The sequence below is a fragment of the Bacillus paramycoides genome (assembly GCF_001884235.1).
Taxonomy (GTDB): domain Bacteria; phylum Bacillota; class Bacilli; order Bacillales; family Bacillaceae_G; genus Bacillus_A; species Bacillus_A paramycoides.
This window is the reverse complement of sequence record NZ_MAOI01000123.1, coordinates 232,917-253,054: the sequence shown is the minus strand read 5'-3', so window position 1 is coordinate 253,054 and position 20,138 is coordinate 232,917. Positions and strand designations below refer to the sequence as shown.

The window sequence follows — 20,138 nt, the reverse complement described above, 5'->3', positions numbered from 1 at the left end:
TGAGAAATATGGCAGGGACGTTAACAGGTATTGGCGGTAGACAACAGATTTGGAACCTCGGAAATAATATGATCGATACTTCTAACTTTGTAGAATTAGAAATGCAAGCGTTAGATATGAGAAAAGCACCGTATACGAAAGAAAAGAACGATCTTTCAAATGATAAACTATTATACACAAGTTTAAAATCAGAATTTAGTTCTTTTACACAGACTTTTAAAAACTTAGCAGCTTTTAAAGGGAATGAGAAAAAGGTAACAACATCACAAGACGGTTATATTAATGTAAAAGCTGATGGTGGTGCGATTGCAGGAACTTTTAATATGACGATTACACAGCTCGCACAGCGTCATCAAATAGCTTCTAATAAAATTACTGATATAAATGCAAAGCTTTCTAAAGATGAAACATTAAAACTAGGCGGTAAAGAACTAAAAGTAACAACTGATATGACATATAAAGATTTAATTAATAAAATTAATGACGGAGATTATGGCGTATCGGCTTATACACTTGGAGATAAAATTTTTATGTCCTCGAAAACAGAAGGAACAGATGGAAAAATTAATTTTTCAGGGAATACATCTACACTGTTTCAAGATATTGGTTTAGCTAATGCGGATGGCACAGCAGTCAATACAATCAATGAAGCGCAAAATGCTAAATACAGTATTAATGGTATTGAAGACGAAAGTTCTACCAATACAATTGAAGCTCTTCCTGGTGTGAAAATTGAATTACTAAAAGTGACGGAGTCAAAAGTAGATGAAAAAACAGATGCAGGTACAACAACAGATCCAAAAGCAAAAGGTGTAGATTTGAAGTTTACAGTAAGTGACTCAAACGTAACAGATGCATCGAATGTTATTAAAAAGATGGTTGCGGATTATAATAAAGCTGTTTCTACAGTAGATATCTTTGCCGGGAAAGGTGGAGCTTTCCAAGGTCAAGCCATTATGCAGAGTGTTCGTCAAGCGATGAATAACGTCGTAACATTTTCTCAAGATGGAAATTATTTATTCTCATTTGGTATTCAATTAAAGCAAGACGGTACGATGGAAGTTAATGACGAAAAATTAACGCAAGCGTTAAAAGAAAAACCGGATGCAGCGAAACAATTTTTCTTTGGTTCTAAAGGTTTAGGGAAAATGATGGAGGAGCCGCTTGATAAACTATTTGGTGATAAAGGTGTAGTCGGAGAGCGTGTAAAAAACATCGATTCACGTGTAAATGATTTAGATAAAAAGATTAAAGATATTGAGACACAAAATCTGCAAAAACAAGATGAAATCGTGAAGAAGTATCAAAAGTTAGAAAGTACATTAGCGGCGCTAGACAGCCAACTAAAAACAATTAAAGCTATGACAAAACAAAAAAGTGATGATTAATGAAAGTTGAGGAAGTGATCGTATGCAAGCATGGCAACGTTATATGCAAAATGATATTATGACGAGTAATCCAATTAAAAATACAATTTTTATTTATGAAAGATGCATCGTTGAGTTTCGTAATTTAGAAGAACTATTAAATAGTTTTAAACTACAAGAAGGAGATGCACTTCTTGAAAAATTAGAACGTATTTTTGAAGAATTAAAGCTTCAATTAAACCCAGAGATTACGAAAGATTTATATGATAGTCTGTTTGGTTTATACGATTGGATTAGCATTCAAATTCAAACGATGAAAGTAACACGTGAAGCGAATGATATGGATGCGATTGTGCAAGTGTTACAAGATTTAATAGACGGTTATCGCGGAGTACTTGAAAATGAACAATGATATTTATCAAGCGTTTGTCGGCTGTTTTAATGAAATCGGTGAATTGCAAGTGTCAGATGTAGAATTTGCTGAGAAAAGTGCATTGTTAAATCGTTGGATGATGACTTTGGATGAAAAGACGCGCGCAGATGTTGCAGCGGAAGTGAGTCCATTAATAATTAAAGCAGCGCAGCATATTCGAGATAAGCAAAAGATTTTGGAAGAAATGATTATGACAAATGATGGACGAATGAAAGCTAATTCATTTTACGGTAAATATTAATTGGGAAGTATGGAACGGATTCCTCTTATTAAAAGGGGGATCCATTCCGTTGTTTGAATAAAGGCGTTCCGCTAATTGAGGTTTCACTTTATGACTGTAATGGAAAAATGGTAATAGTATAAATAATAAAAAAATGGATGTTATTTTATTGTTCATATATCGAAATGTTAAATGGATTATTACGGGTATACAGTTTTTTATATTCTTTTTTATATTTTTGTATTTTTCTAAAGACAACAATGGAAAAATGGAATAAAATATGTAAGGGTACATAATAGATAATATTTTAATAAATACATATAAAGAAATGAATAATGAAGTGAAACTTCCATTAGTGGATGATCATGCCCTAAACGAGCATGATAGAAAAGGAAGGGTGTGGAATATGCCAGATTTAGTTAGTGATGTAAGTCATTATATGAATTATTTAGTAACGAAGCGAAATACTGTTTCTAGTAATATTGCAAATGCGAATACACCTGGCTATAAAGCACAAGATGTAACATTTGCTGAACAAATGAATAAGAGCAGTGCATTATACAAAAAAAATGCCGCGGATTTAAAGAGTAATCCAGATTTATATCAAACGAATGAAATGCACTTACCGACAGCAAATGCGAAAAATACATATGCAAAGATTCAAACGAAATCAATGCAAACAAATAAAGATGGGAATAGTGTGGATGTAACGACAGAAATGCTAGATTTAATGAAAACAAACCAATTATACGGTATCTCAATTAATGCGATTAATACGCAATACGCAATTAACCAAGCGGCGCGTGGACGTTAAGAGTAGAAGGGGAGACAACAATGTTTCAGGCAATTAATGCAAGTGGCTCTGGGCTAACTACAGCGAGAAAATGGATGGAAGTTACTTCTAACAATATTGTAAATGCAAATACGACGGGAGCGCCGGGTGCAGAGCCGTATCACCGTCGAAGTGTAGTGTTAGAATCAAACAATAGTTTTGCAAGTATGCTAGATGGAGCTCCTACTAATGGAGTGAAAATAAAAAGTATTGAAACAGATCGAAATGAAAATCTTGTGTATGATCCGACGCATCCGCATGCAAATGAAGAAGGATATGTACGTTATCCGAACATTGATGTGACAGCTGAGATGACGAATGTAATGGTTGCTCAAAAAATGTATGAAGCAAATACAAGTGTATTAAATGCGAACAAAAAAATGCTCGATAAAGATTTAGAAATCGGCCGAGGATAAGAGGGAAGAGGGGAAATATGAAAATTCAACCAATGTTAAATACACAGCCATTTGGAGCAATTCAGCCGATTGGCACACCGAAAGCTTCAGAAACATCTGTAGTTGAAGGTAAAAAGTTTATTGATTTATTGGAAGATATGAATCAAACGCAAAATAATGCTCAGACAGCAGTATATGATTTACTGACAAAAGGGGTAGGAGAAACGCATGACGTTTTAATTCAGCAGAAGAAAGCTGAATCACAAATGAAAACGGCTGCTCTCGTACGCGATAATCTTATTGAAAATTATAAGTCACTAATTAATATGCAAATTTAGGAAAATGGACGGGTGTGTTTAAATGGAAAAGATAAAAAATGTTTTCCAATCGTTGAAAACGTGGCATAAGTTAGTGATTGGTGCTGCGCTTTTAGCGATTGTAACAGGAGCACTTTTATACTTCACCTTGCCAGATAAATATGTTGTTGTATATCAAAATTTAAATGATGCAGATAAGCAAGAGATTACAGCAGAATTATCGAAGCTAGGTGTTGATTACCAATTAGCAGCCGATGGTTCGATTCGAGTGCAAAAGAATGATGCTCCATGGGTTCGAAAAGAAATGAATGGAATGGGCTTACCGTTTAATTCTAAAAGCGGTGAGGAAATTTTATTAGAAAGCTCGCTCGGTTCAAGTGAGCAAGATAAGAAAATGAAGCAGATTGTCGGTACGAAAAAGCAATTGGAGCAAGATATTGTACGAAACTTTGCGACAGTTGAAACGGCAAATGTACAAATTACATTACCTGAAAAAGAAACAATTTTTGATGAAGAAAAAGCGAAAGGAACAGCGGCAATTACTGTTGGTGTGAAACGTGGACAACAATTAACAGCTGATCAAGTTGCGGGTATACAGCAAATGATTAGTGCGGCAGTTCCTGGGGTGAAAGCAGAAGAAGTAAGTGTTATTGATAGCAAAAAAGGTATTATCTCGAAAGGAGCAGATGAAGCACATTCTACTAGTTCCTCTTCTTATGAAAAAGAAGTTGAGATGCAGCAACAAATTGAAGGTAAATTAAAGCAAGATATTGATGCGACGTTAATGACGATGTTTAAGCCGAATGAATATAAGGTGAATACAAAAGTGTCTGTAAATTATGATGAAGTTACACGTCAGTCAGAAAAATATGGTGATAAAGGTATACTTCGCAGTAAACAGGAACAAGAAGAGCGCTCTACTGCACAAGAAGGAGCAGAAACGAAGCAAGGTGCTGGTATTACAGCGAATGGTGAAGTACCAAACTATGGTACGAACAATAATCAAAATGGCAAAATTGTCTACGATAATAATAACGGTAACAAAATTGAAAACTATGAAATAGATAAAACAGTTGAAACGATTAAGAAACATCCGGAATTAACAAAAACAAATGTTGTTGTATGGGTCGATAACGATACGTTAGTAAAACGAAAAATTGATATGACAACATTTAAAGAAGCGATTGGTACGGCAGCTGGACTGCAAGTTGATCCGAATGGAAACTTTACAAACGGTCAAGTTAACGTTGTAACAGTTCAGTTTGATCAGCCGAAAGTAGAGAAAGCGAAAGAACCAGAAGAAAGTGGCATTAACTGGTGGTTATTCGGTGGAATTACAGGTGGATTGTTAGCACTTGGTGGCCTATTATGGTTCTTCTTAGCAAGACGTAAGAAAAAGAAAGAAGAAGAGGAATATGATGAATACTTAGCAGAAGAGGAAGTTGCTGCTAGTAATGAAAGTATTTTTGAAATTCCTGAAGAAAAAATAGTACCAGAGCCAAAACCAGAACCAGTAGAACCATCAGAGCCTACATTAGATGATCAAGTGCAGGAAGCTACGAAAGAGCATGTAGAAGGTACTGCAAAAGTAATTAAAAAATGGTTAAACGGACAGTAAGGGAGGAAAAACAATGTTAGATGAAATCTCCTCCAAAGAGAAAGCTGCCATCCTCATTCGTACATTAAACGAAGAGGTGGCAGCAAAAGTCATTGAATATATGACGGCTGAGGAAAAAGAAGTATTACTTCGTGAAATCGCGAAGTTTCGTGTATATAAACCAGAAACATTAGAAAATGTACTAGGGGAGTTTTTGTACGAACTAAATGTAAAAGAATTGAATTTAGTAACTCCAGATAAAGAATACATTCGTCGTATATTTAAAAATATGCCAGAAGACGAGCTGGAAAAATTATTGGAAGACCTTTGGTACAACAAAGATAATCCATTTGAGTTCTTAAATTCACTTACAGATTTAGAGCCACTTCTTACAGTGCTTAATGATGAATCGCCACAAACGATAGCGATTATTGCTTCTTATATTAAGCCGCAACTTGCTTCTCAATTAATTGAGAGATTACCAGATCATAAACGTGTAGAAACGGTAATGGGTATTGCAAAGCTGGAACAAGTAGATGGTGAATTAATTAATCAAATTGGTGAGTTATTAAAAGCAAAATTAAATAATATGGCATTTAGTGCCATTAATAAAACAGACGGCTTGAAAACAATTGTAAACATCTTAAATAACGTTTCACGAGGTGTTGAAAAAACAGTCTTTCAAAAGCTGGATGAAGTCGATTATGCGTTATCTGAGAAAATTAAAGAAAATATGTTTGTCTTTGAAGACTTACTTGGTCTTGAAGATCTTGCGCTTCGCCGTGTATTAGAGGAAATTACAGATAACGGTGTTATCGCGAAAGCACTTAAAATTGCTAAAGAAGAAATTAAAGAGAAACTATTTACATGTATGTCTTCAAACCGTAGAGAGATGATTCTAGAAGAGTTAGATGGCTTAGGACCGCTTAAGATGACGGATGCTGAAAAAGCACAGCAAACGATTACAGGTACGGTGAAGAAGCTAGAGAAAGAAGGAAGAATTATCGTTCAAAGAGGTGAAGATGATGTCCTTATTTAAAAACAGAATTCCGAAGAATTCTGTTTCTTTTTCTGAAGAAACGTATGAATTACAATTCCCGAAACCAGTATCAGTTCACATTGAAGAAGAGATACAAGTAGATCATGCAGAACTTCTTGCACAGCAAGATGCATTACATATTGAAATGAATCAGCTAAGGCAGCAGCAGCAAATGCTAGAACGAGAGCGGCAGCAGTTGTTACAAGATAAAGAACAGTTTCAAATGCATATTCATGAACAAATGGAACAGATGGAAGCAGCGCGTATACAGTTTCAAAAAGAACAACAAGAAACAGCATATGAATGGACAGAGTTATTATGGAATCAATCTTTTCAGTTAGCGGAAAAAGTAGTGAATCAAGCGATAGATTCACGCCTATTAGACGTTTTACCGATTTTGACAGGCATCGTTCAAACACTGCCTACTTCATTTGAAAAATTAATTATAACGGTTCACCCAGAAACGTTTGAGAAGGTACAAGAGGAGAAAGAAAATACGAAAGAGTATTGGCTGCTGCAATTAGTAGAATGGAAGTACGATTTCTCTTTACAGTTTGGCGAATTTGTTCTGGAAGAAGAGAAAGAGTTTTTCGAATTTAAATTTGCGCCTATATTTGAGAAACTTCTTCATAAATGGGAAGAAGAAAAGCTTTTTGAGGAGCAAAACGTATGAACCGCATGTTAATGAATGAAAATCATAAATGGAATGCGTTCATTGAAACACCACTCTATACGAAAGTCGGCAAAGTTCATAGTGTGCAAGAACAGTTTTTCGTAGCGAAAGGGCCGAAAGCGAAGATTGGAGATGTTTGTCTCGTTGGAGAACATAGCGTCTTATGTGAAGTCATTGCGATTGAAAAAGAAAATAATATGTTGCTCCCATTTGAACAGACAGAAAAAGTGTGTTACGGTGATTCGGTTACATTAATTGCGGAAGATGTCGTTGTACCCCGTGATAATCACTTGCTCGGTAAAGTGTTAAGTGCAAATGGAGAAGTGTTAAATGAGGATGCTGAAAACATTCCATTGCAAAAAATAAAATTAGATGCACCACCGATTCATGCATTTGAGCGTGAAGAAATTACAGATGTATTTGAAACGGGAATTAAATCGATTGATTCTATGTTAACGATTGGGATCGGTCAAAAGATTGGTATTTTCGCAGGATCAGGTGTTGGTAAATCTACTTTACTTGGGATGATTGCGAAAAACGCAAAAGCTGATATTAATGTTATTAGTTTAGTAGGTGAACGTGGCCGGGAAGTAAAAGACTTTATTCGAAAAGAATTAGGTGAAGAAGGTATGAAAAAAAGCGTCGTTGTTGTAGCGACGTCAGATGAAAGTCACCTTATGCAGCTTCGTGCGGCGAAGCTGGCAACGTCTATTGCCGAATATTTCCGTGACCAAGGGAATAACGTATTACTTATGATGGATTCTGTTACACGCTTTGCTGACGCACGTCGAAGTGTAGATATTGCGGTAAAGGAATTACCAATCGGCGGTAAAACGCTGTTAATGGAAAGTTATATGAAAAAGTTATTAGAGCGATCGGGGAAAACGCAAAAAGGATCAATAACGGGTATTTATACAGTACTCGTTGATGGTGACGATTTAAATGGTCCTGTACCAGATTTAGCTCGTGGTATTTTAGATGGACATATTGTATTAAAGCGTGAGCTTGCGACGCTTAGTCATTATCCTGCTATTTCCGTACTAGATTCGGTAAGTAGGATAATGGAAGAAATCGTATCGCCGAATCATTGGCAACTTGCAAATGAAATGAGAAAAATTTTATCTATTTATAAAGAAAATGAATTGTATTTCAAATTAGGTACAATTCAAGAAAATGAAGAAAATACTTATATTTTTGAATGCAAAAATAAAGTAGAAGGTATAAATACGTTTTTAAAACAAGGTCGAACGGATAGCTTTCATTTTGAAGATATTGTCCAAGCGATGCACCATATTGTATAAGACCTCGTGCTTTGAGGTCTTATTTTTTTGTTTTTTAATATTTCACAGATTTTTTTGTAAAAAAACTATATAATAGAAAAAGGGAACGTTATAATAGGAAGGGGTTATGAAAACAGGTGGATAAACAGCAGTACGACACGATTAAATTGCAGATTAATCAAGAGAAAGAACATATCTTGAAAGAAGTGTACGAACTAACAGCTGAAAAAAGAAAAATAGAACAAAAAAAAGAATATGATTTATATGTTGTGAAATCACGCAATAAGGTTGTACAAACGGGACAACGTATTATGGCTGGTATGCTTTCTTCACATACATTTTCACCTGAAAGAATAGAAGAATGGAATCGAAAAATTAAAAAAACAGAAGGTTTTATTCAAAAAAATGAAAGCCTTTTAGAGCAAGTAAAAGAAAAAGAACGTGTCATTGATGAAATGTATCAAGAAGATTGTAAGAAGCTTGCGAAAGTAAAAGAAAAGCTGGAAGAAAAAATGCTTCTTGATTTAAAAATGTGTATGAACGGATGAGGTGGATGTAGTGATACAGTTTGTATTACCGGTGCAGCAAAGTTTACCTCCACAAAAAGAAAAAGGGCTAGAAGTACAATCGAAACATGAAAATTCTTCATTCGATAATACAATGAGAATTGAAAATAAAAAGCAGCCGAAAACGGAGAAACTGAAAAAAGAAGAAGCACCTGAAGAAGAGAAGAAAGAATATCTTCTAGCAAAAAAAACGGTGACGAAAGAAGAGCCGACTGTAAAGAAAGAAGAAAAAAAAGAGACAGAACAGCTATTACTAGCTGTATCTGAGCAAATGGTTGCAATTGAGCAATTACGTGTGCAACCAGAATTGTTATATCAATACATACAAAAAATACAAGAGTTATATAAAGAATACGGAAATATTAAACTCAGCGAATTGCCCGCAGCAGAATTACAACAACTACAAGAGCTTCTTTCAAACATGAATATTAAAAATGCTATATGTTTAGAAGATACAATGCAAATGGCGTTAGACAAGGTGACGATGTCAGGGCAGACGTTGCAAGCATTAAAAGCTGTAGAAACAGAAACTTGTAATATTGCAAAGAAGAAAGAGGAATCTAAGGAAGTAGAACTCCCGAAAGATGAGAGCGATGATGTGAAGTTAGAGTTGCTAGAAATTGATAAATTAAATGATTCAAGTTCGACGGGAGTGGAGTTATTAAATAAGACGACAGGTACCGACCAAATAGGAAAACAAAATAATGGAGCAGAGAAGGTTACATTACCTGACTTAGGCAAGAAAATGGAAGCACAAGTAGAAGCTCTACAAAAATTTGTTGTGAAACAAGAACGTGTTTTATTCCAGCTAAATCCAGAAAAACTTGGTACATTAACTGTATTTATGAAAAAGCATGGAGATCAAATTGATGTCCATGTAGAAATGGAAAAACACGATGCGAAAAAACGTGTTGAAATGATTTTTGACGAATTGAAGCTAAAGTTAAAAGAAAAAGAAATTAATATTCAAATTAGTTATTCAGATAAAGATGAAAACCGTAAAGAACAACGAGAACAAGAGCAAAGACAAAAGCAAAAATTAGCAAGTACGAAACAGGAGAAACAAGAATCAAAAGAATTTGCTGGATTATTGGAGGAATAAAGCGTGCCAACAGTTGGATTAAATACAACGAGTACAAACCATATTCCGTTACAGGCGGGAGCGCAAAAAAGTAACGAACCTGTTAACGGTGTACAATCGCCAGTTCAACAAACAAACGGAGTATCAACAAGTGAACAAAAAACTCCTGGTGTAATGGGGAAAGATGATTTTCTGAAATTGTTTTTATCGAGTTTCCAGCATCAAGATCCGTTCAATGCAATGGATATGAATCAAATGATGAATCAGACAGCGCAGCTATCTCTTATGGAACAGGTCCAAAATATGACAAAAGCAGTTGATTCTTTAAGAACGACGATGTATTCGACAGCGCTTGATGGCGGAATGAAGTTTTTAGGGAAGTATGTAAGAGGTGTTGACGGCGACGGAAAGAAAGTAGTAGGTCAAGTAGAGACAGTTCGTCTTGCAGAAAATAACGATGTGCAGCTCGTTATTGATAACAAAGTTGTATCCCTTCGTTTCGTTGAAAGAGTGTCTGATAAACCGATTGGAGACACAAATCCAGAAGACGAGAAGAAAGATGATCAAAAGGTAACTGAAGAAGTAAAAACTACAAATTCATAAGGAGTGTACATACGTTATGATTAAAGCGTTATATACAAGTATTACAGGGATGAATGCAACACAAAATGCATTAAGTGTAACTTCAAATAATATTGCCAACGCACAAACAGTTGGTTATAAGAAACAAAAAGCAATGTTTGATGATTTACTATATAACAATTCGATTGGTGCAAAAGGCGACGGGACATACGCAGGGACGAACCCAAAAAGTATCGGTAACGGTGTGAAAATGAGCGGAACGGTTACAGATTATAGTGATGGTACAATTACGCTAACTGGTGGTAAAACACAAGCAGCAATGGAAGGTAATGGTTTCTTCGTAGTTGGTGATTCAAAAGGTGGCAACATGGAATTTACGCGTAAAGGTACGTTCGGGATATCTTCAAATTATTATATTACGAATACAGAAGGCCAATACGTATTTGCATACCCAGCAAATGAAGCGACTGGTGAAGTTGATTTATCTGGTATTCCAGGGCCATTGCAAATTCCGATGGGAACAGCAATTGGCGGTATTCGAACATCAAAAGGGACGATTAAAGGAAATATTCCAACTGATGCAAAACAAATTACACAAGATTTGCCTGTATACGATAATGCAGGGAATACATGGACAATGCGTGTAGAGTTTAAACAAGATAGTGAACATAATTATACATATAAAGTACAGATGCGTAATGATTCGAAAAAAGATACAAAGTTTGAAGATGTTCAAGGTGCAACTGGTAAAATGACGTTTGATGAAGTAGGAAATCCAAATCAGCCAAACCCTGGAGCATCTATTCCGTTTGATGGTGGAACAATAAATTTAGATTTTAGTAAATTAACAAACCATCCGACAGATAAAACGTTATCAGTAACAGACGTAGATGGTAGAGCAGCGGCAACTGTAAAAGATTGCTTTATTGCTGACGGTGGATATGTGATGGTAAAATATTCTGATGGAAGTATGAAATCTGCTGGTCAATTAGCTGTTGCGATGTTCCCGAACGAAGGCGGCCTAATGAAAACGGGAAATGGTAACTATACAGCGACGAATACAACTGGTATTTTAGCGCTTGGTGCATCTGGCCAAAACGGTGCAGGTAAAGTACGTGGTGGTGCACAAGAAGGTGCGAACGTTGATTTATCTGTAGAATTTGTAGATTTAATGTTATACCAACGCGGATTCCAAGGAAATGCGAAAGTAATTAAAGTGTCAGATGAAGTATTAAATGAAGTTGTAAACTTAATTCGATAATACATCGTAAAGAAAAATTGTAACGTAGTAGAAAGGGTTTTTTATTCGTATGACAAGACAAGAGCGAATTTTACAATTGCCTTTTTTCGAAAATAAACGTGAGCTTGCTGAGCAAGTGTTAAAAATAGAACGAGAAGAGCATGTATATTTACCGGATCAATTTGAAATTAAACAAGTGCCTCCATATGCATTTGGTGAGAAACAGGCAATTATTGGCCGCATTCATGAGTTTTATTTTGTGAGTGTTGGCAGTGATAGTGTTTGGAAGTATCAACTATTTAAAGATGAGATGAAGTGCCGCGAGTTCTTCGTTATGTTGCCTGATATTACAGATCAGCAGCTTGCTTTTTGGTTCAATAACATCGAGTTATTGAAGGGTGCTTAAAAGATTTTAAAAGCTTTCTTTTAGGTTTTGAGAGAGGGCCCAGCGATATTTAGTAGCGGCTAGTGTCTATGAGTGGTTCGCGCATTGTAAGACGAGAGATATCGAGTGGTTATAAGGTAGTTGAAGAGGCAAAAATCCAAGTGTTTAGATGGTGCCTCTTCACTTTTTGGAGAGAGGATTTATCCGAGTCTAGTAGCATTGATTTGAAATAGATTTAGATTAATTAAGATATTGTACAATTAGACTAAATTTATATAAAAGGAGAGGTGAGGAGGATGGCGCAGAATAAGTATCGCGTTACATTCATTTCGCCAAGTGAGGTTGAGCAAAGAACTGTAATGGCGGCGAGTAGTTTACCTAATTTAATACGTCAAGTAGAGAGTATTATTGCAGATCCGAACGGTTATTTTGTAAATGATAAAAAAAATAATTGCTATTTTAAAGTAATTAAAGAAAATGTTACGTATATTCAATATGAGTTACTATTTTCGGATAAGGAAATTCATATTGAAAAATTAAAGCATATGGCGCCTAGTGTATTGAAGAAATTATTTGAGAAAATAAATGATCCTGAACTATATGCTCTTTCGCTTCTTGACGTAGATATAGCGACGAAGGAATATGTGCTAGGAGAAATGGACCCAGCGTTAAGAATTAGGGTAGAAACAGAGCTTTCAAAAAAATGGGAAGCGATGCCGACAGAAATTGTAGGAGCACAAGAAGTGTTACTAGAGGCACTTGCGTCGTTTATACAAGATTAAGTTTTACCGATAGTATTACTACTTTAAAACTGTGAGGATCCCTTAACTATCTATATTTTTCATATAGGTAGTTGACTTTTTGGTTTTAATAAAGCTTAATAATTAGATATATAGAAATAATAGAAGGGGAGCGACACCTTTATGTCACAAGCACAAAGTATTTTATTAGAAAGTGGAACAAACGAATTAGAAATTGTAACGTATACTGTTGGTGAAAATTTATTTAGCATCAATGTAATGAAAGTACGTGAAATCATTAATCCATTCCCTGTTACAACTGTGCCAGAATCTCATCATGCAGTTGAAGGTGTTGTTCAAGTACGTGGTGAAATTTTACCTGTTATTAACCTAGCGACAGCTCTTAATTTAAAATCAACAAAGCCACTTGATCAAACGAAATTTATCATTTCAGAATTAAACCAAATGAAAGTCATTTTCCGTGTTGATGAAGTGCATCGTATTCAACGTATTTCGTGGGAACAAATTGATGAACCAGCTTCATTATCTATGGGACTAGAAGAAACGACATCTGGTATTGTAAAACTAGATGGAAAAATCATTTTATTATTAGATTATGAAAAAATTGTATGTGAAATTAGCGGTACTGGTTACGACAATAAATCACTTTCAGGGTTAGAGCAAAAAACAGATCGAGCTGAAAAAGTTATTTATATTGCAGAAGATTCAGCGATGCTTCGTCAAATACTAGAAGAAACATTATCATCAGCTGGATATACGAAAATGAACTTCTTCAGCAATGGTGCAGAAGCGTTAGCACAAATTGAAAAACTAGCAAAAGAGCAAGGTGAAAAAATGTTTGAACATATTCACCTGCTTATTACAGATATTGAAATGCCGAAAATGGATGGACATCATTTAACGAAAGTGGTTAAGGATAGTGAAGTAATGAATCGTTTACCTGTTATTATTTTCTCTTCATTAATTACAAATGAATTATTCCATAAAGGTGAAGCAGTAGGAGCGAATGCTCAAGTAAGTAAACCGGATATCCAAGAGCTAATTGGGCTAGTTGATAAGTTAGTACTTTAAAAGCTTCTTTTAGTTGGAAGAGGGGATCCAGCCATGTGTGTAAAGACAGAACGGTGGAGTGTTTCTAAGATAGTATTGTTTTTCTGTAGCCACCGTGGTGATAATGGTCATTCTTTCGGGTAGATTAGTTAGCGCTGCGTATAAAAAATTTTAATTTTGCCCTCACCTTTACTATAAAGGTGAGGGTTTTCTTACCTGATATCCAATTATTTTAACTATAAGATTTCGTGGTAACGTAAACTTTTTCGGTGAAAGTACATTAAAAATACCATATAATATAATTAAGTGAAGTTTTGCTGATATAATATTTTTCGTAGATGTTTTTTATTTTTTATTTCGATACTTTTTATACCCTTTTGTATGTTTATTATTTGACAGATAATTTGGAAATGTTATAATATGGATATGCAAAAATTTCTATTTTCTTAAAAGGCATGGGAGTCCGATGAGAATTGTGAGAGGATGAGGGGAGTGGCACAGATTATGTATCACCACACAGCAATTAATGTATTAAGTCTTTTACAAAACATGTCAAATAATAAAACGAACGATATGAAATTAGAAGCGGAATTTAAAAAAATAGAGAAACAATTCCGAATAGGGTATGAAGAGCTAATTGATTTATATAATAGAATGGTATTATTTCAAATAGATATAGAAAAAAATGGCGGTATACGAGTATATGAAAAATCAGCGATTACTTGGTTGAAGTCTGAACTAGAACTATTGTATGAAGTATATCAATTTTGTCAACGTCATGGCTTAAACATCGCAAATATTTCAAAATATGTTAGTAAATATGAATTGAATCTTTTTCCGAAAACGGAAAGCCAATTACAAAATACGTATTATAAATTAAAAAAACAAGAGATGCCGTTTGAAAATATTGAAAAACAAAAACCAGGGCGAAAACGAAAATATATATCTGTAAAAGAGACGATTGCCCAGACGAAACAAGAAAGCAAACAAGAAGTAAAAGAAGACGTTCGAAGTGAAGAGGATGAAAAAAGCCTCGTAACAGTTATATCAGGTATCGTTGACAACTTTGAAACTATTAGTCAATGTAGTGAAAAGAAAGAACATGAATTACACCAGTTCATGGAAGGGATTTATAAGCTTTCTAGCATGGCTGCAGATCGTTCGAAAGATGAAAAAAATGCACGTGGTCTTGAAGGACAATTACAGTCGCTACAGGCTGAAAATGAAAGATTAAAGCGAGAGAAAGAAGAACTTGTTCATGATATTAAAGAAATGACGCATCATTTAATTCATTTCATTACGAGCTCTGACATCGATCAAATTCGCACATTGCCTTACTTCGTAAAAGAGTGCAAACAAGATCTACATAAGCTAGGGTTATATAACGCACAAGACGGCAAAATGAAAATTATGGTAGACCGCAGTGGACAAGTTATGACCGTAACACAATAAAAAAATTGGGTACAAAATAAAAGGGAGATACATAGTGTATATGTATTTCCCTTTTGTTTTGTATGGAATCGCTCTAAAAAAAGAAAAATGTATTTTGTAAAAACATTATAAGTGAAACTTTAATTTATGGTTAACAATAAATCAGTTATCAACTTGACTTGGAAAAACAGTTCATATCATTAGTTTACGGCTTTGATACGGATGAAAACCGTAATCTAAACCTGTTTTTTTGTTGAAATTATAACAAATAGAGGACAGCAAAGTAACTGTCAAAATGTTTTAGCCATAAATTTTAGCATTTAATTTGGCTTAATAGGAAATTCTATTGATAGCAAAGCGCTTATCTAATTTTGGTTTTAGAAAGGAGAGAAGCGGATGGATTCAATATGGCTAGAGTATGCTTGGGCATTATTAATTCTAATCGGATTAGAAGGATTGTTATCGGCTGACAATGCCCTTGTACTAGCAGTTATAGCCAAGCATTTACCCGAAGAAGAGAAAAAACGAGCTATAAATTACGGGATCATTATGGCCTTCGCTTTTCGTTTTGCAGCTCTTTTTGCCATTTCATTTATTGCAAATGTTTGGCAAATACAGGCGATAGGAGCAGCTTATCTTCTTTACTTAGGATTAAAGCATGTCATTCAGGCGCAATTCGGAAAAGACAATCAAAATATTCATGAGGAAGATGAAAAGGAAGCGGCAGGTAAAAGCTACTGGTTCACAGTAGGAAAGATTGCATTAGCTGACCTTGCTTTCGCGATCGATTCAATATTAGCTGCGGTTGCTCTTGCCCTCGGTCTTCCGGATTCACCGCTAGAAGATTTCGGTGGTATGGATGGAGGACAGTTCATCGTTGTACTTCTCGGAGGGATTGCCGGACTTATCTTAATTAAATTTGCGGCAACTTGGTTTGTACAATTACTTGAGAAACGTCCAGCATTGGAAACAACAGCATATGCAATTGTTGCCTGGGTCGGCGTCAAACTTGCTGTAATTACACTTGCTCATGAGGATATTGGTATTTTAAACCATGATTTCCCGCACAGTACAACTTGGACTTTAATCTTCTACGGAGTATTAGTCGGTATTGCACTAATTGGTTGGTTTGCACCGGGAAATAAGTCAGCTCAGAATAATCCTGAAAGGTAATAAAAAGGTCAGAGCATTATGTGCTTTGTCCTTTTTAACGATAATTATATTGTGTATTTTTCGATTTAACGCTATAATTACAGTGTTAAAGATGGAATCGTGATATGATCTGTTATGAATCTATCATTTTATTTATGAATAAATGGATTGGTATTTTAGCAAGATGTGCTAATAAACTACTCCACCATGATGATAACGTACCAAAAATGTGGTGCGTATATTTTCGTGGTGGAGTTTTTTTATTCTCAAAAAGGGGGAGTAACCATGAACGACAGCATGGTTCATATTACAATTGACGGCAAAGAATATAGTGCTGAGCCTGGTTCAACTATACTAGGCATTATTAATGAGAACGAAATTGAACATCCACAAATTTGTTACGTGCCGGAAGTAGATCCGATTCAAACGTGTGATACTTGTATTGTAGAAGTGAATGGAAATCTTGTACGATCGTGTTCTACAGTAGTGACGGACGGTATGAATATTGAGTTGTCCTCTATTAGTGCGAAGGCAGCGCAACATGAGGCGATGGACCGCTTATTGGAAAATCATTTACTTTATTGTACGGTGTGTGACAACAATAACGGGAACTGTAAATTGCATAATACGGCAGAATTAATGGAAATAGAGCATCAAAAATATCCTTACGAGCCAAAAGTTGATGCAAATGAAGTTGATATGTCTCACCCATTTTATCGCTATGATCCAAATCAATGTATCGCGTGCGGTCAATGTGTAGAGGTGTGTCAAAACTTACAAGTAAATGAAACGTTATCTATAGATTGGGAAGCGGAGCGTCCTCGTGTTATTTGGGATGATGGAGTAGATATTAATGATTCTTCATGTGTAAGCTGCGGTCAATGTGTAACGATTTGTCCTTGTAATGCATTAATGGAGAAATCGATGCTTGGTGAAGCTGGATTTATGACAGGGCTAAAACCAGATATTCTTGAGCCGATGGTTGACCTTATTAAAGAAGTGGAACCTGGATATAGTGGTATTTTTGCTGTGTCAGAAGTAGAAGCTGCGATGCGCGACACCCGTACGAAGAAGACGAAAACAGTATGTACATTTTGTGGTGTAGGTTGTTCATTTGAAGTATGGACGAAGGGTCGTAAAATTCTTAAAGTACAACCAACTTCTGAGGCACCTGTTAATGCGATTTCCACTTGTGTAAAAGGAAAATTCGGTTGGGATTTCGTTAATTCTGAAAAACGACTTACGAAACCTTTAATTCGTAAAAATGGAGTGTTCGTTGAATCAACTTGGGAAGAAGCGCTTAATGTAGTGGCGAATAAATTAAGCTCTATTAAAGAAGAGCACGGTAAAGGTTCTATCGGCTTTATTTCTTCTTCTAAAATTACGAATGAAGATAATTATGTTATTCAAAAATTAGCGCGTCAAGTGTTTGAAACGAATAACGTCGATAACTGCTCACGTTATTGTCAATCACCAGCGACAGATGGATTGTTCCGTACAATTGGTATGGGCGGAGATGCAGGGACGATCAAAGATATCGCGCAATCAGGTCTTGTTATTATCGTTGGTTGTAACCCAACAGAAGGCCACCCAGTACTAGCAACTCGTGTGAAACGCGCGCATAAACTTCACAGTCAAAAGCTAATTGTTGCAGATCTTCGTAAAACCGAAATGGCAGAGCGTTCAGATATTTTTATTAGTCCAAAGCAGGGCACAGACCAAGTATGGTTAATGGCTGTTACGAAATATATGATTGATCAGGGTTGGCATGATGAGCAGTTCATCGACGAGAATGTAAACTTCTTTGAAGATTTCAAAGGAAGTTTGGCAGAATACACACTTGAGTATGCAGAAGAGATTACAGGTATTTCAAAAGAAACGCTCGTTAAAATGGCTGAAATGATTCGTGATGCAGATGGTACTTGTATTCTTTGGGGAATGGGTGTAACGCAAAATACGGGTGGTTCAGATACTTCTGCTGCAATTTCAAATTTATTACTTGCAACAGGAAACTATCGTCGTCCAGGTGCTGGTGCATATCCACTTCGAGGCCATAATAACGTGCAAGGTGCTTGTGATATGGGAACACTTCCAGGATGGCTTCCAGGGTATCAGCACGTTACTGACGATGTAGAACGTGCGAAATTTGAAATAGCTTACGGAGTAAAAATTGATAATAAACCAGGTCTAAATAATATTGAAATGCTTCACGCAATTGATGAAGGGAAAATGAAAGCTATGTATCTTGTTGGAGAGGATATGGCTCTTGTAGACTCTAATGCAAATCACGTACATGAAGTGTTATCAAGTCTTGAATTCTTTGTCGTTCAAGATGTATTCCTTTCTAAAACGGCACAATATGCAGATGTAGTTTTACCAGCAGCACCATCTCTTGAAAAAGAAGGTACTTTTACAAATACAGAGCGTCGTGTACAAAGATTATATCAAGTACTTCCAACGCTAGGTGATGCGAAACCAGACTGGTGGATTGTACAAGAGATTGCCAATAAACTAGGTGCAAACTGGGACTACAGTCATCCAAGTGAAATCTTTGCTGAAATGGCAAGCTTATCACCACTATTCGCACACGCAAACTATAAAGTGCTTGAAGGATGGAACAGTTTCCACTGGGGAAGTTTTGATGGAACGAATACGCCGCTTCTTTTCCAAGATGGATTTAACTTCCCGGACAAAAAGGCTCGTTTTGCGATAGCTGATTGGGTACGTCCTGCTGAATTCCCGGCTGAATACGATCTTCACATTAATAACGGCCGTATGCTTGAACATTTCCATGAAGGGAACATGACAAACAAATCAACTGGTATTCAATCGAAAGTACCAGGTGTTTTCGTTGAAGTTTCTCCAGAACTTGCACAGGAACGTGGAGTGAAAACTGGTTCATTAGTACGCCTTGTTTCTCCATTTGGAGCACTTAAATTACGTGCGTTTGTAACGGATCGTGTAAAAGCAAATGAACTTTATTTACCGATGAACTCAACGGATAAAGATTCGGCAATTAATTTCTTAACAGGTCCTGCGGTTGATTTGCGTACAAATACGCCCGCATATAAACAAACGAAAGTGCGTATGGAAGTGTTACAAGTAGAAGGGGGAAATCCGATGCCAAAAACGAACCCACGTAATAAAAAGCGTCATCCTCAAAACGGCATTGAGGTAAATCGCAAGTGGGCTCGTCCAGGCTACGTACATTTAACGGATAACTAGGGAGGAGAAAAGAATATGGCAGCACCTATTCAAGTAATCCAGAAGCAGGAGCTAACTGAGGAAGAAATAAAACAACAAAAACTTGAAGATTTAAAAGAACTGCTAGCTAATAATGAAGATGCTTTAAATCAAATGTTTAATATAGTAGGTGAATTGAATGACATTGGGATGCTAGAAGCTGCAAATTCTATGCTGAAAGCGAAAGAACCAATCGCAAAAATTGTTCTAAGCCAAGTCACTCGTGAACCAGTTACAAATTTAATTAATAATATGATGGGCGCTGCAGGAGCTTTAACAGAACTTGATCCGGAACTTACGAAAAAGCTTGTAGGTAGTGTATTAATAGGTATGGATGAAGGTAATCAGCATCTGCAAAACAATAAAAAAATAGGAATACTAGACCTTATGAAAGTACTGAAGGATCCAGATATTAACCGTGCTATCGGATTTGGTCTTCATTTCTTAAAAGGTATGGGTAAAGGGTTAAAAGATGAATAGATACGCAACAATAA

The 20,138-nt window shown here is 35.8% G+C and carries 22 protein-coding genes; all 22 read left to right on the top strand.

Features of this window, described 5'->3' with window-relative positions; translation table 11 throughout:
- The first annotated feature begins 8 nt into the window (after window positions 1-8).
- Window positions 9-1,388: a flagellar hook-associated protein 2 gene (locus tag BAU28_RS26540; RefSeq protein ID WP_071720914.1), complete on the top strand. Its 1,380-nt coding sequence runs from the start codon at window positions 9-11 to the stop codon at window positions 1,386-1,388.
- 22 nt (window positions 1,389-1,410) lie between these two features.
- Window positions 1,411-1,779, top strand: a complete 369-nt coding sequence (locus BAU28_RS26535; RefSeq protein ID WP_071720912.1) for a flagellar export chaperone FliS — start codon at window positions 1,411-1,413, stop codon at window positions 1,777-1,779.
- Window positions 1,769-2,041 carry a flagellar biosynthesis protein FlgG gene (locus BAU28_RS26530; RefSeq protein ID WP_071720910.1) on the top strand — a complete coding sequence of 91 codons (273 nt, stop codon included), beginning with the start codon at window positions 1,769-1,771 and terminating at the stop codon, window positions 2,039-2,041. Before BAU28_RS26535 ends, BAU28_RS26530 begins: the two co-directional genes overlap by 11 nt.
- Window positions 2,042-2,348: 307 nt before the next feature.
- Window positions 2,349-2,834, top strand: coding sequence for a flagellar basal body rod protein FlgB (gene flgB / locus BAU28_RS26525; RefSeq protein ID WP_116500489.1), 486 nt, complete (start codon window positions 2,349-2,351; stop codon window positions 2,832-2,834).
- Between the two features lie 20 nt (window positions 2,835-2,854).
- Window positions 2,855-3,268: a flagellar basal body rod protein FlgC gene (gene flgC, locus BAU28_RS26520; protein ID WP_002030933.1), complete on the top strand. Its 414-nt coding sequence runs from the start codon at window positions 2,855-2,857 to the stop codon at window positions 3,266-3,268.
- Between the two features lie 17 nt (window positions 3,269-3,285).
- On the top strand, window positions 3,286-3,585 hold the full coding sequence (gene fliE / locus BAU28_RS26515) for a flagellar hook-basal body complex protein FliE (protein ID WP_071720905.1): 300 nt from the start codon (window positions 3,286-3,288) through the stop codon (window positions 3,583-3,585).
- Window positions 3,586-3,607: 22 nt separating this feature from the next.
- Complete coding sequence (gene fliF / locus BAU28_RS26510; RefSeq protein ID WP_071720903.1) at window positions 3,608-5,182, top strand: flagellar basal-body MS-ring/collar protein FliF; 1,575 nt, start codon at window positions 3,608-3,610, stop codon at window positions 5,180-5,182.
- A 13-nt stretch (window positions 5,183-5,195) separates the two neighbouring features.
- Complete coding sequence (gene fliG, locus BAU28_RS26505) at window positions 5,196-6,200, top strand: flagellar motor switch protein FliG (protein WP_002030936.1); 1,005 nt, start codon at window positions 5,196-5,198, stop codon at window positions 6,198-6,200.
- Entirely contained in the window at window positions 6,187-6,873 is a 687-nt protein-coding gene (locus BAU28_RS26500) for a FliH/SctL family protein (protein WP_071720901.1), read from the top strand. The genes fliG and BAU28_RS26500 overlap by 14 nt, the downstream gene beginning before the upstream one ends.
- Window positions 6,870-8,174, top strand: a complete 1,305-nt coding sequence (fliI, locus tag BAU28_RS26495; RefSeq protein WP_071720898.1) for a flagellar protein export ATPase FliI — start codon at window positions 6,870-6,872, stop codon at window positions 8,172-8,174. Before BAU28_RS26500 ends, fliI begins: the two co-directional genes overlap by 4 nt.
- Before the next feature lie 116 nt (window positions 8,175-8,290).
- Entirely contained in the window at window positions 8,291-8,701 is a 411-nt protein-coding gene (locus tag BAU28_RS26490; RefSeq protein WP_071720896.1) for a cytoplasmic protein, read from the top strand.
- A gap of 10 nt (window positions 8,702-8,711) precedes the next feature.
- The gene (locus tag BAU28_RS26485) at window positions 8,712-9,821 is read left to right on the top strand and encodes a flagellar hook-length control protein FliK (RefSeq protein ID WP_071720894.1); all 1,110 of its coding nucleotides are present in this window, start codon (window positions 8,712-8,714) and stop codon (window positions 9,819-9,821) included.
- A gap of 3 nt (window positions 9,822-9,824) precedes the next feature.
- Window positions 9,825-10,403: a flagellar hook assembly protein FlgD gene (locus tag BAU28_RS26480; protein WP_071720892.1), complete on the top strand. Its 579-nt coding sequence runs from the start codon at window positions 9,825-9,827 to the stop codon at window positions 10,401-10,403.
- A gap of 16 nt (window positions 10,404-10,419) precedes the next feature.
- Window positions 10,420-11,643, top strand: a complete 1,224-nt coding sequence (locus BAU28_RS26475; RefSeq protein ID WP_071720890.1) for a flagellar hook protein FlgE — start codon at window positions 10,420-10,422, stop codon at window positions 11,641-11,643.
- A 49-nt stretch (window positions 11,644-11,692) separates the two neighbouring features.
- A complete protein-coding gene (locus tag BAU28_RS26470) occupies window positions 11,693-12,028 on the top strand; it encodes a DUF3964 family protein (protein WP_071720888.1) in 336 nt (111 codons plus the stop codon).
- A 275-nt stretch (window positions 12,029-12,303) separates the two neighbouring features.
- Complete coding sequence (locus BAU28_RS26465) at window positions 12,304-12,789, top strand: LysR family transcriptional regulator (RefSeq protein ID WP_071720886.1); 486 nt, start codon at window positions 12,304-12,306, stop codon at window positions 12,787-12,789.
- A 141-nt stretch (window positions 12,790-12,930) separates the two neighbouring features.
- Window positions 12,931-13,839 (top strand): chemotaxis protein, encoded by a 909-nt coding sequence (locus BAU28_RS26460; RefSeq protein WP_000075950.1) that lies wholly within the window; start codon window positions 12,931-12,933, stop codon window positions 13,837-13,839.
- Between the two features lie 483 nt (window positions 13,840-14,322).
- A complete protein-coding gene (locus tag BAU28_RS26455) occupies window positions 14,323-15,270 on the top strand; it encodes a DNA-binding domain-containing protein (RefSeq protein ID WP_071720884.1) in 948 nt (315 codons plus the stop codon).
- Between the two features lie 375 nt (window positions 15,271-15,645).
- Complete coding sequence (locus tag BAU28_RS26450) at window positions 15,646-16,422, top strand: TerC family protein (protein ID WP_002171268.1); 777 nt, start codon at window positions 15,646-15,648, stop codon at window positions 16,420-16,422.
- Window positions 16,423-16,526: 104 nt separating this feature from the next.
- Window positions 16,527-16,718: a hypothetical protein gene (locus BAU28_RS26445; RefSeq protein WP_071720882.1), complete on the top strand. Its 192-nt coding sequence runs from the start codon at window positions 16,527-16,529 to the stop codon at window positions 16,716-16,718.
- Entirely contained in the window at window positions 16,687-19,626 is a 2,940-nt protein-coding gene (gene fdhF, locus BAU28_RS26440; protein ID WP_071720880.1) for a formate dehydrogenase subunit alpha, read from the top strand. The genes BAU28_RS26445 and fdhF overlap by 32 nt, the downstream gene beginning before the upstream one ends.
- 15 nt (window positions 19,627-19,641) lie before the next feature.
- On the top strand, window positions 19,642-20,124 hold the full coding sequence (locus tag BAU28_RS26435; RefSeq protein ID WP_071720878.1) for a helical membrane plugin domain-containing protein: 483 nt from the start codon (window positions 19,642-19,644) through the stop codon (window positions 20,122-20,124).
- Window positions 20,125-20,138 lie beyond the last annotated feature (14 nt).